The organism is Bradyrhizobium sp. C9 (genome assembly GCF_002532045.1).
In the GTDB taxonomy this organism is placed as follows: domain Bacteria; phylum Pseudomonadota; class Alphaproteobacteria; order Rhizobiales; family Xanthobacteraceae; genus Bradyrhizobium.
Map to the genome: position 1 here is coordinate 161,695 of NZ_NWTG01000015.1, position 13,375 is coordinate 175,069.

The window sequence follows — 13,375 nt, forward strand, 5'->3', positions numbered from 1 at the left end:
ATGACGGGTTGGAGACCGAGAGAGAGGCTCTCGGTCGCTCGTCGTGGTGAACTCAGATGACAGAGACTTCCGAAAGAGCAAGGCGGTTTCGCTCTCGTGATATTTCCGAAGATAGAAGGTGGCCTGATGCTTCCGAGCTGGCGCATCGTCTGTCGCGTGACGCCGAGGCGGTTTGTCGACACTATCTCTCCAATGGCCGGCGCCAAGGACGTTATTGGGTAGTGGGAGACTGCAGAAACACTCCCGGTCGATCCCTGTTCGTACGTTTGAACGAAACGCTCCAGGGACTTGCAGGCAAGTGGACGGATGCCGCCACCGGAGAACATGGTGACCTTCTCGACATCATTCGGCAAAGCTGCGGATTGGTTCATTTTCGGGACGTGGCAAAAGAGGCGCGACGATTTCTCAGTATGCCGAGGCCCAATCCCAAACCGACATCGATTCCTGGTCGCGGGACGATCCGAGCCAGATCCGCGGAGGCCGCACGTCGCCTGTTTGCCAAGTCGCAGCCGGTTGATCGGACCATCGCCCAACTCTATTTGCGAGAACGCGGTATCGAACCCGTCCATGACGAAGGCGCGCTCCGTTTCCATGCGCGATGCTATTTTCGGTCCAACGAAGACTCGCAGATCGAGGTCGGGCCGGCGATGATTGCCCGAGTGACCGATCTTGAGGGCCAAATCACAGGTGTACACCGCACCTGGCTTCATCCCTCGGGGCGCAGCTTGGCAGATGTCGATGCGCCGCGACGCGCATTGGGCAATCTCTTGGGCAACGCAGTGCGCTTTGGGGCGGTTGATGACGTCCTGGTGGCGGGTGAGGGGATCGAGACCATGCTGTCGCTCCGCTGCGTATTGCCGACCATGCCGATGGTAGCAGCCCTTTCGGCCAATCACCTTGCGGCCCTGCTGCTTCCATCGTCGCTTCGACGGCTTTACATTGCGGAAGATGCGGATGCAGCCGGAAGGGTCGCTGCGACGAGCTTGACGACCCGGGCTGAAGCCGCAGGCATTGAAGCGCTCACTTTGTCGCCGAGGCTCGGCGATTTCAACGATGACCTACGCGCCATGGCCGCCGGGGAACTTCGAGCAACGTTGTGCGAGCAATTCGTTCCAGAGGACGCCGTCCGCTTCTTTTCTTTGGCTGCGAGCAAGCCGGGATAGTGGCGGCGAGTTCGGTCCCGATATCTTTCTGCCGATCGGTTCAAGCTCGGTGTTGCTGGAAGCGGTCGCCCCCGGCCTTCTAGAGGGCGATCGGACAGCAAGCGCACCGACCCGGCAATGGCCGCGCCCGGCTATTTTCCGCCGGCCCTGCGGGCCTTTGCATCGCGAAGCAAAATAGCCGGGTCTTGGCCATCCTCCGCTCCGCTTCGGCCCCGTCGGCTTAGGGCCTCCGGGGTTCTGGTCCGGTCCGCGTGCCGTCTAGTGATCGCCACGAAGGCCGCGATGGGTGCGGCCGATCCGGCAGAGGACCTCTCACCATGACGACCGACCATGACGACATCGAGTTCGAACCCCGCCATAACTCATCACCGACCGACCACATTCTTGGTGAGCTTCAGCTTTACGGGTACCGTCCCTTCCACGGCGAGCCCGACCCAAGGCCGTTGCCCGAAGGTAGAGCGATCGCAGGCGCCGTCGTCGATATCTTCGACGCCTTCGTGGCGACTTTAAGCGACACTCGACTCGAGCCCGATCTGGAAGACCTGCTCTGGTCGACCGTCAATCTCTTACACCGCGCGGTGGGCCGCATCGAGCACGGGCTCGACGGCAATGAGCAGGCGCAACAGATGAGCCAACGCGAACAGAACGGCTCGGAAGTGCAATCGGTCGAGCTCGAAAGGCTGACCGCCGAAGGCATCTCACTGGTCGAACGCCGCAATGCCATGGAGCTATTCCGCGACCTGGCCACTGAACAATTCGAACTTCACACCGGTTCACCCTGGCGTCCTCGTGCCGGATCAGTGGTCAGCCATCGCACGCTCACTGCGGCGATGATCGACAGCCGCGACTTTCTCGCCGCCAGGCGTCGTGCGGAGGCCGAAGTGATGCTGCCACCGGGACCCCGGGTCGCCCTTACCGGCGGACTTGATTTCAATGATCATCGCCTGATCTGGGATCGCCTCGACAAGGTCCACGCCAAGCACCCGGACATGGTCCTGTTGCACGGTGGATCACCGAAAGGTGCCGAACTGATCGCTGCCAAATGGGCGACCAACCGGAAGGTGCCTCAGATTGCATTCAAGCCCGATTGGACCAAGCACGCCAAGGCAGCTCCGTTCAAACGCAATGACGCAATGCTCGCACTGCTGCCGATCGGTGTCATGCACTTTCCTGGCACCGGGATACAGGACAACCTTGCCGACAAGGCCAAGAAGCTCGGCATACCCGTCTGGACGTTTGGCGGCGCTTAGGCGCCGCCCCCGGGCATCCGTCCGGGCGGACCGAGCTTGATTAGCTCCGTTTGATCGACTTCACTGCTTCGTTTTACATACTGTTCATCGGGCAAAGCGCGTGCTTCCGCGGTCGTGGTGGTGAGGAACGCTTCCTCCTGCTGAACGACGCCCGGGCCTGCCTCCGGCCTGTGAAATGGTCCTGTCACGGCCACGAGCGGCTAGCTAGGCTGTCGAAGCTTGAGGAAAGGTGTGGCTGATCAGATCTTCGGAAGTGGGTTCTCCGCACCGCTTGCGGAGAATAAGCCAGCCATTCTCCGCATCTGCAGAGAGAATATCCGCAGATGCTCAAGGGCCATTCTCACGGATTGGATGTGACGGCTGACGGCGGATGCCGTGCTTACGCCTCGCTTCGGCCGTTCAATTTGACCGATGACCTCCAGGCGCTTTTGAAGTCGATCATCTCGCCGTCCTTTGCGTCGTCTGGGGGCCAGCGAAGGTTCGGCTCAGAGCACGACGTTGTGAAGCCGAAAGCCTTGGTTATCCGATGACGGGGGCGAGATCTCTGGGGCAGGCCACCCTGACCGGGCCGCAATGCTGCGCGCGAGAATGCGATCGGTATCGCAGGCGTTTGCCTGAGCATGTCTTTCGCGCCGTTGATACGTAGTCGTCCGTTTCCGATCGACCAAACCGTGCCCTTGTGCATCGTCGGCACCGGTTGCCACGCTTGTCGCCGTCAGTTCTTTCATGGCGCGTCCAACACAACCTCGATGGGCTGATCAGGCCCGAGGGCCGGCCAAGGCCTCGATCGCCTTCCCGCAACGGCTGCACCTGCTTTTTTCCCCTGCCGCGAAGAGGCGGCATTCCTCGCGAGACAAAAAAGCAGGTTATCGCCGTCCTCCGCTGGCGCTGCGGGCCTTCAGGCTGCGGGCCGATCGCTCCCCGGGCCAAGGATCGCCATCGAGGCTGCGATGGGCGCGGCCCGAGCAACAAACGGAGACTATCATGGCTACCATCGGCACCTTCACCGCTTCGGACAACGGCTACATCGGCTCGATCAAGACCCTGACGCTGAATATCAGGGCACGGTTCGCAGCATCCGAGAAGGATAACGACAAGGCACCTGATTACCGCATCTTCGCCGGCGCGACCGAGTTCGGCGCTGCCTGGAAGAAGACCGCCCGTGACAGCGACCGCGAATACCTCTCGGTCAAGCTCGACGATCCGAGCTTCCCGGCTCCGATCTATGCTTCGCTGGTGAAGGTCGAAGGCGACGACGGCTTCACCCTGATCTGGTCGCGCCGCAACGGCGACTGATCGCTGGCGATCACCAGCCCCGCCTCTTCGGAGGCGGGGCCTTTTGCTACCGCGGGTCTGGCTGACGGCCAGGGTTGTAGCGTAGCGCTGCGCTTCAACTTCAGCTCGCAGGACAATGACCATGAACATGATGCCCCTGTCCGAACGAGAGCGGCCCGTTTCGGCGGCTTCCGCGTGCATGCGTCGCTCGGCCAGGAGATTGGGCCGCGCCTACCTGGCACGACCTCGCTTTGCCGTCCGTTTTAGGAACTCATCAGGCTCGACGCCGAGCTTATCGGCTAGGCGGCCAATGACCTTAATGCTGACGTAGTAGACGCCCTTCTCAAGTTGGCTCAGATAGCTCCGGCTTATCTCAGCCTCCAAAGCAAGTTCGTCTTGAGACCATCCCTTCGCATTGCGTAGACGACGCAAGTTGGTGGCGAATGTCTCCCGCAGATCCATGCGAGGAAAGATGCCGCTTGTTCAGTATATTGCACCTCGATATACTTAACAAAGCGCAGTCCCATGAACTGTTACACAGTAGACCCCGCGACCGTAGAATGACGCAGACCCCACCGCTCGATCCGAACGTGGCTGATCTAGCTCCCACTGGACCAGTGCTAACGTCCTACGACGACCACCACGTCGTGACGTACATTCGCCTTCTACAGGCCGAAGGCGAGGGCGCGGACTGGCGGGAAGCGGCTCGAATAGTGCTGCATATCGATCCAGATCATGAGCCAGACCGCGCCTGGAATGCATACCGAAGTCATCTCTCGCGCGCGAAGTGGATGACGGAGCAGGGGCGTCTGTTGCGCAGCTCGGGGTCCAACTAGAAGAAAATCGTCGTTCGAAACATTTGTCCAGAAACCGTCGTCTCTTGCTGAGACGTGGTCACTCCGGGAGCACCACGTGGTGCCAAACCAGGGACTCCTGCAACGGTGCGCCGGTGACGGCTGGCACGCGGTCCTGCGCATCGGCGTGGTTGACCACTGTGTCTGGTCGAAAGGGCCACCAGCTGCCGGCGCTCGCTATACCGCCAAGCGACCATTTGACGCCGATTTCAAACAACGCGCGTTTGCTGCGCGACGGATGTGGCAGGCGGCGGGCCCCGCTTTTCGCGATCTGTCAAAGCAAAGGCGCGAACGCCTGAGCGAGGCTATGCGCGCGCTCGATGCAAAAACTACCGGCAGCACATATCACGCCATCGCAGAGACATTGTTCGGCAAGAAGCGCATCCCAGAGCGCGCCTGGAAAACGCTCGATCTGCGCAATCGGACCGTGCGTCTGGTGCAAACCTGCGTCCCATTGGTGTGTGCTGGTTATCGCCGAATTTGCGCCTGGACGCAAACACGGCTGGCGCCATCCACCTAGGGGTATCGAAAATCACCCCCTCAAACTTCGGCATCCCCCTCCGAGGTCGCACTTCTCCATGATGACCCGACACACGCCGGCGCTGCATTCGCGGTGCCCTGTCATTCTGGAGCTTTCAAATGTCCGATCCGATGGCCGGTCTACCACCGCGGTTCCTGCGTACACCGGAGGCCGCGCGTTATCTTGGCCTGTCCGGTCGTACGCTTGAGAAGCACCGGACGTATGGCACCGGGCCGACTTATCGGAAGATCGGTGGTCGCGTCGTCTATGCACTGGACGATCTGAAGGCCTGGGCCGATCTCGGTACCAAAACGTCGACGTCTGATCCTGGCAAGGGGACTGTACTGCCGGCCAAGAAGCACCCGCTGCTGCGCCCTTATGCGGGCCAGGAACGTCGCTGATGTCAGCGCAAGGACAGTGATCATGCGGCGCAGACACTATTCCGAGCGCGATCAGCTTGAACTCTTTCGGGCGCTGCCCGGCGATGTCGTGCCCCGCGATATTGAGGATCTCATGGCTTATCGGTTCTTCTCGCTTGCAAGAGCGAAGTGGATCGTGCCGATCGAGTTCCACGCGGACGCAATCGCAATTCGCGTTGCCGTGCCGGAGTGCGGCATGGCGACCATCTGGGATGCAGATGTCCTGATCTGGGCAGGCTCCCAAATCGTTGAAGCTCGCGACGCAGGCTTGAAGACCTCGTGTCTGATGGCCGCAACGCCATACCGGATTCTGACGTTTGTCGGCCGCGGCACGCGTGCGCGAGACTGTGACGGCCTGAAGGCCGGTCTCGACAGGCTGCCGCCAGTGACAATACTGACCTTAATCCGTCAGCCGGCGGAGCAGCGACGGCATCGCTCGTGTTGGATCAACGAGTGGAAGGAAACCGCCGATACAAACGGACGTCCGCTCGGGCTCGAGGTGATCCTGCCGGGTTGGTTGTGTGCAGGCGTCATCGATGATGCGCTCGTGCCCGCGACCGATCGCAGCTACCCCGCTGGCCGCGCCGGCGTTCACGATCGGGCTCCGTCCCTGCACCTGTCCTTTGGCGAACGGCAAATACCGCGACCTTGTCTCCCGGGCCGAGGAGCCATCGCATGAGCGATTTCACGCAAGTGGAAGTGTTCTGGCTCGAGAAACGCATCGAAAATCGTATTCGGTTCGGCCGTATCGTTGAGGACCAGAAGATCGATCGTCACCGGCGCGTCCTGTCATTTGCGCCCGGCAGCATCTTTGCCTTCGTCCGTTGGACGTCCAATGACTTTGGAACGGTCATCTCGCGGGTCGATATCTTGCGCGCGGTCGCGTCAGGACAGCGCTGCTCGACCGTGCCGTATGTGAAGCCCGGCGGAGAGATTTTGCTGCGGCTCTCGGGTTGGCCGAAGGTCGAACGGGTGCTGCAGATTGTCGACGCCATCGAAGCGCTTGGCATCAATCCGGCCGACGTCGCTCCTGAACATTGGCATCACATCCATAACCGTCTGTCCGTCAATGAAAATCCACGTTCCTACACGAAGGCGCGCCACCAAGCCTGGCTTCACCGTCAGAGGGTAATGCGATGAAAGGCCACTTGAAGACGTTGACTGCAACGTTTGGAGCCGCTGCTGCGCTTGTCGCGAACACGATCCTAGAGCCGTTTCCACTCTACATCTGGAATGCGTCCGCGAGCGTGCCAATCGGTCTCTATCGGTTGCACCCGGCAAAACGCTTCGGTGTCACCGATCTGGTCGCGATTCGGCCGCCGGAGCCGCTTGCGACCTTTCTCGACTTGAACGGCTATCTGCCCGCGGACGTCCCCATGCTCAAGCGGGTATTGGCGCTGCCCGGGCAGACGGTCTGCAGAAGTGGGCTCACGATTTCGGTCGATGACATTGCAATGGGCGAGGCACGGGACCGCGACGGACGCGGTCGGCCCCTGCCGAAATGGCAGGGTTGTCGCGTCGTTGGCGAAGGCGAGCTCTTTGTCATGAACTGGCAATCCGCAGACTCGCTGGATGGCCGCTATTTCGGGTTTTTGCCGGCATCGGCCGTTCTTGGGCGTGCGCTCCCGGTGTGGACTTGGGAGGATTGACCGTGCCTGTATTGCAAGTCAGATCTGCCATTCCGCTGTTCGGCCGAGTGCTGCACCATTCCTCCGTCCCGACCAATAATTGCGCGGCCGTCGCGCGCAGCGGCGGTCCAGGGCGGCCGACGGGCCGGCGCGAAGCGGCTTTACCCTGGACGGGCGCGAGCACGGCGGCACTCTCGCATTTGTTTGAGAGGAGCTTGCGCGCTGTCGTACCGTTGTTCGTAGCGCTGACCGTGAGTAACGCTCCCGCTGAAGCCGAAACGCGGCCCGCGGAGCGTGCAGCGAGTTATCGAACTAGCGATCGATCTGCGGATTTCATTGAGCAGGCCTCGCGCCGCTTCGGCGTGCCGATGCGCTGGATACGCGCAGTCATGGACGTCGAAAGCTCCGGAGACGTGCATGCGAGATCACCGAAAGGCGCCATGGGGCTGATGCAGATCATGCCGGGAACGTGGGCAGAGCTACGTCTGCGGTATGACCTCGGCAACGATCCCTACGATCCCCGTGACAATATTCTTGCGGGTACCGCGTACCTTCGCGAACTGCGTGACCGCTACGGTGCGCCGGGCTTCCTTGCGGCCTACAACGCGGGACCTGCTCGCTACGAAGGGCATCTCGCCGGCCATCCATTGCCTGCTGAGACGCAGGCCTATTTGCAGAAGCTCGTGCCGATCGTCGGCCGCGACATTGCAGCATCTAGCGCAATCGCGAGTTCGCGGTCACCCGGGGGAACACTCTTCGTTGTGCGGTCTGAAAGCTCAAAGACCGCAGCCCAGCGGGAACTCAGGCGGCCGACAAACTGGGCTCCGACGACCGCTTCCGTCAACGAAATCTCGGCCATTGTGCCACAGGCAACAGGGTTGTTCGTCGCGAGATCTGATGCGGGAGGCATGCGATGAAAGTATGTGCAAGCTGGCATGGTTTGGCGTGCTCTGGAGAAGAATGGACGGAAAGGCGAGGGCAGTGGGGAGGCACGCCCACACGCCCAAACAGATGGTCGGACGCGAACACGTTCAGCTTCCCCTCGTCGCTGAAGAAGCGTCGGAGGGGGGCGGCGGGCGCCGTCGGATCGCCGATTTTCGCGGCTGTCAAGCGGCCTTCGGGAGCTGAGTTCCTGGCACTAGTGCTAACGGCCGGGCGGGCGGAGGGATGAAGATGCGCGCGCCAGTCGATTTCGAGCTCGCCGGCGGCCAACCGGTCACGCCATTTGCGCAGCGCATAGGGCGACAAGGACAGCGCCGCGGCGTATTCGCGTACGCCCATGCCACTCCAGTTCATCGCCTCAACGTGCATCGCCCAGAACGCCTGCATGGCGCGATTGCGCACGTCCGTGGTCACGCCAAAGCGTCATCGCTGACGTCTTCGCAGCCCGTTTTCTCGCTCTTCGCGGCGCAATTCCGTCTGATATTCCGCGAGTTTCCGTGCGGCCTCCTCGCCGACGAGCTGCTTCAGCCAACACCGAAACGTATTCTCCGTGAGACATTGCTGACGACAATATCTGCGGATCCCAAGACCGCTTCGACGCCACGCTTCGATGTGCAGCAACCACCACCCGCGTCGCGCCTTGTTCTGGAAGTGTTTCGGTCCCACCGGAGAATCTCCACAGCGGCGGAGAACCCGAAATGGAACGACATCACACGAGGAGGAAGGTGTGCAGAGACCAGGCGGTTACCGCCCGCCCGATTAGGCGAGATAAAAGGGGCTCGCCGGTCGAAACCGCAAGCCATTGACTTGGCTTGGGTCCTGACGTGCCGGTCGGTCGGGGCGCGTGCCGCGCCCAAGATTTTCGCCGGAAGATTCAAACATGTTTTCGGCACTGTAGGTGTCGCTGCGTTCTTCGAGGTCCGGCCATGACTGCAGGCGACAGCGACCTACGTATCCGGCCTGGACGTATCCGCAGTACCCGCGCGCCGAAGCCCAAGAGCTTCATCAACCAGGTGCTGCGGGCGGCGAAGAAAGCTGGACACACCTCGGGCCAGACCGCGGCCGGCAAGCGTTCTGCGGCCTATGTGCGCTCGACGTTTGGCCGCGGTCGGCTGTCCTTTAGCCACGCCAGATTGTTCAGCCCGACGCGGCGCGTCGTGGTGAAGGCGCGCGTGGTCCGTCACAAAGGGCGAACCTTCCATTCAGCACCACTGACCGCTCATCTTTCATATCTGAAGCGCGACGGCGTGACCCGGAGTGGCGAGCGGGCCGAGATGTTCGATGCTGGCGGCGATCGCGCCGATAGCGCGGCTTTCGCAGAACGCTGCAAGGGCGATCGGCATCATTTTAGGTTCATCGTCTCGCCCGAGGATGCCAGCGACCTGACCGACCTGAAGGCCTTGACCCGCGACCTCGCCAGGCAGATGGAGACCGATCTCGGTACGCGGCTCGATTGGGTGGCTGTCGATCATTGGAATACTGACAATCCTCACGTCCATTTTCTCGTTCGGGGAGTAGATGAGGAAGGGGCGGATCTCGTGATCGCCCGCGACTACATCAGCCAGGGACTGCGCTCACGCGCGGAGGAACTGGTTGCCATCGAATTGGGTCCTACACCGGAGCACGAGATCCGCAATTCGCTGGAGAGGGAAGTCACGGCCGAGCGATGGACGCGGCTCGATCGGGAGATCCGGCTGGCGGCAGATGAGACCAGCTATGTCGATCTACGTCCCGAAAATCCCGGCAAGTTCGATCCCGAGATCCGGCGCCTGATGGTCGGCCGCCTTCAACACCTGGAGACGATGGGCCTTGCCGCATGTGCCGCACCAGGGGAATGGATGGTAGGGCTCGAGGCCGAGCGTAGCTTGCGTGATCTCGGCATGCGCGGCGACATCATCAAGACCATGCACCGCGCCTTTACCGAGCGGGGGGAAGCGCGCGGCATTTCCGACTTCGTCATCGAAGGTGGACAGCCGACGTCCCAGATCATCGGACGTCTCGTCGATCGTGGATTGCATGACGAACTGACTGGCGAGACCTACGCCATGATCGACGGAACAGACGGACGCGCTCACCACGTGCGCTTCCGAGGGCTCGAGGTCTTCGACCACGCACCGCCGATCGGTGGAATCGTCGAAGTCCGACGCTTCGGTCAAACCGGCGATCCGCACCCCACACTGGTGATCACGACCCGTTCCGATCTCGATCTCGGTGGGCAGGTCACTGCAAAAGGGGCGACCTGGCTCGACCAAAGGCTGGTCGAACGCGACGCCATGCCGCTCGCCATGGGCGGATTCGGCCGCGAGACCCGCGACGCCATGGAAGCCCGTACCGAGCATTTGATCCAGCAGGGCCTGGCGCGGCGGCAGGGCCAACGCATCATCCTGCAGCGCGACCTCCTGAACACGTTGCGCCGGCGCGAGCTGAACGAGGTGGCCGCAAAGGTCTCGGCCGACACCCGCCTGCCTCACGTGGAGGCCGCGTCCGGGCAGCACGTGACGGGCACATATCGCCAGCGGCTAGCGCTCACCTCGGGACGCTTCGCCATGATCGATAATGGTCTCGGCTTTCAGCTTGTGCCCTGGTCGCGCGAGCTCGAATAGAGGCTCGGCCAGCACGTCACCGGCGTCGTGAAGGACGGCGGTGGCATCGAATGGGGCTTTGGTCGGAAGCGCGACCTCGGCCTCTAGCTATTTCGTCAATTCAGTTGCGGAAGGGCGTTCGGGATGTCCGGAACCAAAATCCTCTGGGGACAGGTGATCGCTGTCGGTCTGATCGTTTTGCTCGCCATCTGGGGAGCAACCGAGTGGACGGCTTGGCGGCTCGCCTATCAACCGGAGCTTGGGCGGCCCTGGTTCGAGCTGGTAGGCTTCAAGATCTATTATCCGCCAGTCTTCTTCTGGTGGTGGTTCGTCTACGACGCCTATGCGCCTCAAATCTTCGTCGAGGGGGCTTTCATCGCGGCGTCGGGGGCCTTCGTTTCCATCGCGGTGGCGATCGGTATGTCAGTCTGGCGGGCGCGCGAAGCCAAGAACGTCGAGACCTATGGCTCGGCGCGCTGGGCCAATTCGCAGGAGGTCAAAGCTGCCGGACTTCTCAGTCCGGATGGCGTGGTACTGGGTAAACTCGACCATGACTACCTCCGCCATGACGGGCCGGAACACGTCTTGTGCTTTGCACCAACCCGATCCGGCAAAGGCGTCGGTCTTGTCGTCCCCTCCCTGCTGGCTTGGCCTGGCTCGGCCATCGTTCACGACATCAAGGGCGAGAACTGGCAACTGACCGCCGGCTTTCGCTCGCGGCATGGCCGCGTCCTGTTGTTCGATCCGACCAACCCAAAGTCTTCAGCCTACAATCCGCTCCTCGAAGTCCGGCGCGGGGAATGGGAGGTTCGCGACGTCCAGAACGTCGCCGACGTCCTGGTCGACCCCGAAGGCTCGCTCGACAAGCGGAACCATTGGGAGAAGACCAGTCACTCGCTCCTGGTCGGCGCCATCCTTCATGTCCTCTATGCCGAAGCGGACAAGACCTTGGCTGGCGTTGTCGCCTTTCTGTCCGACCCGAAGCGGCCGATCGAGACAACGTTGAAGACGATGATGACCACACCGCACCTTGGCGAGCATGGCCCTCATCCCGTGGTCGCCTCGACCGCGCGCGAACTCCTGAACAAGTCGGAGAATGAACGTTCTGGCGTTTTGTCCACCGCGATGTCGTTCCTAGGGCTGTATCGTGATCCCGTCGTGGCTCAGGTGACCCGTCGCTGCGACTGGCGGATCACGGATCTGATCGCAGATAGCCGTCCTACGACGCTTTACCTCGTGGTGCCGCCCTCCGATATCTCGCGGACCAAGCCGTTGATCCGCCTGGTGCTGAACCAGATTGGCAGACGCCTGACGGAGGACTTGCACTCCCGCGACAGCCGACATCGGGTGCTGATGATGCTGGACGAATTTCCGGCGCTTGGGCGGCTCGATTTTTTCGAGTCCGCGCTCGCTTTCATGGCGGGGTACGGCATCAAGAGTTTCTTGATCGCGCAGTCGCTCAATCAGATCGAGAAGGCCTATGGCCCTAACAACGCCATTCTCGACAATTGTCACGTCCGCGTCAGCTTTGCCGCCAATGACGAGCGGACCGCCAAACGTGTGTCCGACGCCTTGGGTACGGCGACCGAAATGCGGGCGATGAAGAACTATGCCGGTCACAGGTTGAACCCCTGGCTGGGGCACCTGATGGTCTCGCGCCAGGAGACGGCAAGGCCGCTGCTGACCCCGGGCGAGGTCATGCAGCTTCCGCCGATGGACGAGATCGTCATGGTGGCGGGCGCGCCGCCAATCCGGGCGAAGAAGGTCCGCTACTACGAGGATCGGCGGTTCACCGAGCGGGTTCTGTCGCCGCCTGATCCGGCGAGGGCTGGTCTATCGTCGCGAACGGACGGATGGTCAACGCTTGGAACGCGAAGGCCGGTGTCGCTTCCGACCGACGGGGGGCAAGGAGAGGAAGACACGGCGAACAGCGGCCTCCGTCGTGAGCCCGAACTCCCCGATCATGTCGCGATCGTCAAGGAGACGATCGAACCGACGCCTGCAGAGGAATTTGCTGCCGTACTTGACGATGACGAGGATGCGGTCCGTCAGTCCCGGCTCATACGCCAACAGATGCGCGGTGTCGCCCGTCAAGTCACCATGGACCCGAATGACGGTATGGAGCTCTAAAGCAATATGCGCGACCGGATGAACGTCTATTTCCCGCCGGAGCTTCTGAAACAGATCTCGGACCTCGCCGATCGCAAGAAGCTTTCCCGGTCTGCAATCGTCGAAGCGGCCGTTGCTTCGTTTCTGTCACCGGACGGATCGGACCGGCGAGAGGCAGCGTTTACCCGGCGACTGGATCGGCTGTCGCGTCAGATGCAGAGGCTGGAGCGTGACGTTGGGTTGACGGCCGAGACCTTGGCTCTCTTCATTCGCTTCTGGCTGACAATCACGCCACCGTTGCCGAACGACGCACAGGCCGCCGCGCAGCTAAAGGGCAGGGAGCGCTTTGAAGGATTTGTCGAGGCGCTCGGGCGCCGCTTGCAAAAAGGGCAAAGCTTTCTTCGGGAAATTCCAGAAGATATCGGACTTCAACTGCCCGGCAACGAAGCCTGATGCCACAGCTAGCGCGTTCAATTTTTGGAGGATTGTCGGTGACCTGCTCTAGTTGATTTTAGAACCTTGCAACCACGAGCTTGAAAAGGTCGTCTGCGGCTCTCTGGTCGCCAATTCTTCTGCTGATCTCACTCAACTTTGCGCCATTCAATCGAATGTCGGAACCAAAAGAACATCAAG

Annotated in this window: 13 protein-coding genes and 2 pseudogenes; 14 read left to right on the plus strand and 1 reads right to left on the minus strand. The window is 61.5% G+C overall.

Features of this window, described 5'->3' with window-relative positions:
• The first annotated feature begins 56 nt into the window (after positions 1-56).
• The 3 genes from CO675_RS26420 (at position 57) to CO675_RS26435 (ending at position 3,709) form a co-directional block, all read left to right on the plus strand.
• Positions 57-1,163 carry a DUF7146 domain-containing protein gene (locus CO675_RS26420; RefSeq protein ID WP_097674761.1) on the plus strand — a complete coding sequence of 369 codons (1,107 nt, stop codon included), beginning with the start codon at positions 57-59 and terminating at the stop codon, positions 1,161-1,163.
• 317 nt (positions 1,164-1,480) lie between these two features.
• The gene (locus CO675_RS26425; protein ID WP_097674762.1) at positions 1,481-2,413 is read left to right on the plus strand and encodes a DUF2493 domain-containing protein; all 933 of its coding nucleotides are present in this window, start codon (positions 1,481-1,483) and stop codon (positions 2,411-2,413) included.
• A gap of 984 nt (positions 2,414-3,397) precedes the next feature.
• Positions 3,398-3,709 (plus strand): DUF736 domain-containing protein, encoded by a 312-nt coding sequence (locus CO675_RS26435; protein ID WP_097674764.1) that lies wholly within the window; start codon positions 3,398-3,400, stop codon positions 3,707-3,709.
• A gap of 210 nt (positions 3,710-3,919) precedes the next feature.
• Here CO675_RS26435 and CO675_RS26440 read toward each other — a convergent pair whose 3' ends face one another.
• Positions 3,920-4,150, minus strand: coding sequence for a helix-turn-helix domain-containing protein (locus CO675_RS26440; protein ID WP_097674765.1), 231 nt, complete (start codon positions 4,148-4,150; stop codon positions 3,920-3,922).
• Positions 4,151-4,248: 98 nt separating this feature from the next.
• Between CO675_RS26440 and CO675_RS41545 the strand changes: the two genes are divergently transcribed.
• From CO675_RS41545 to CO675_RS26495, 11 genes and pseudogenes are all read left to right on the plus strand, one after another.
• Entirely contained in the window at positions 4,249-4,524 is a 276-nt protein-coding gene (locus CO675_RS41545; RefSeq protein WP_097674787.1) for a DUF2285 domain-containing protein, read from the plus strand.
• A gap of 76 nt (positions 4,525-4,600) precedes the next feature.
• Positions 4,601-5,062, plus strand: a complete 462-nt coding sequence (locus tag CO675_RS26450) for a DUF2285 domain-containing protein (protein ID WP_097674766.1) — start codon at positions 4,601-4,603, stop codon at positions 5,060-5,062.
• Between the two features lie 119 nt (positions 5,063-5,181).
• Entirely contained in the window at positions 5,182-5,463 is a 282-nt protein-coding gene (locus CO675_RS26455) for a helix-turn-helix transcriptional regulator (protein ID WP_097674767.1), read from the plus strand.
• 22 nt (positions 5,464-5,485) lie between these two features.
• Positions 5,486-6,052: pseudogene (locus tag CO675_RS26460) on the plus strand (replication initiator protein A); the annotation flags it as partial.
• Between the two features lie 104 nt (positions 6,053-6,156).
• Entirely contained in the window at positions 6,157-6,621 is a 465-nt protein-coding gene (locus CO675_RS26465; protein ID WP_097674768.1) for a DUF2840 domain-containing protein, read from the plus strand.
• A complete protein-coding gene (locus tag CO675_RS26470) occupies positions 6,618-7,130 on the plus strand; it encodes a S26 family signal peptidase (protein ID WP_097674769.1) in 513 nt (170 codons plus the stop codon). The genes CO675_RS26465 and CO675_RS26470 overlap by 4 nt, the downstream gene beginning before the upstream one ends.
• Positions 7,131-7,324: 194 nt before the next feature.
• The gene (locus tag CO675_RS26475) at positions 7,325-8,026 is read left to right on the plus strand and encodes a lytic transglycosylase domain-containing protein (RefSeq protein ID WP_245452923.1); all 702 of its coding nucleotides are present in this window, start codon (positions 7,325-7,327) and stop codon (positions 8,024-8,026) included.
• Between the two features lie 250 nt (positions 8,027-8,276).
• Positions 8,277-8,981: a hypothetical protein gene (locus tag CO675_RS40670; RefSeq protein WP_158231307.1), complete on the plus strand. Its 705-nt coding sequence runs from the start codon at positions 8,277-8,279 to the stop codon at positions 8,979-8,981.
• Positions 8,978-10,741: pseudogene (locus CO675_RS26485) on the plus strand (relaxase/mobilization nuclease domain-containing protein). The gene CO675_RS40670 and the pseudogene CO675_RS26485 overlap by 4 nt, the downstream one beginning before the upstream one ends.
• Before the next feature lie 36 nt (positions 10,742-10,777).
• Positions 10,778-12,763, plus strand: a complete 1,986-nt coding sequence (locus CO675_RS26490; protein WP_097674771.1) for a conjugal transfer protein TraG — start codon at positions 10,778-10,780, stop codon at positions 12,761-12,763.
• 6 nt (positions 12,764-12,769) lie between these two features.
• Positions 12,770-13,195 (plus strand): CopG family transcriptional regulator, encoded by a 426-nt coding sequence (locus CO675_RS26495; protein WP_097674772.1) that lies wholly within the window; start codon positions 12,770-12,772, stop codon positions 13,193-13,195.
• Positions 13,196-13,375: the final 180 nt, after the last annotated feature.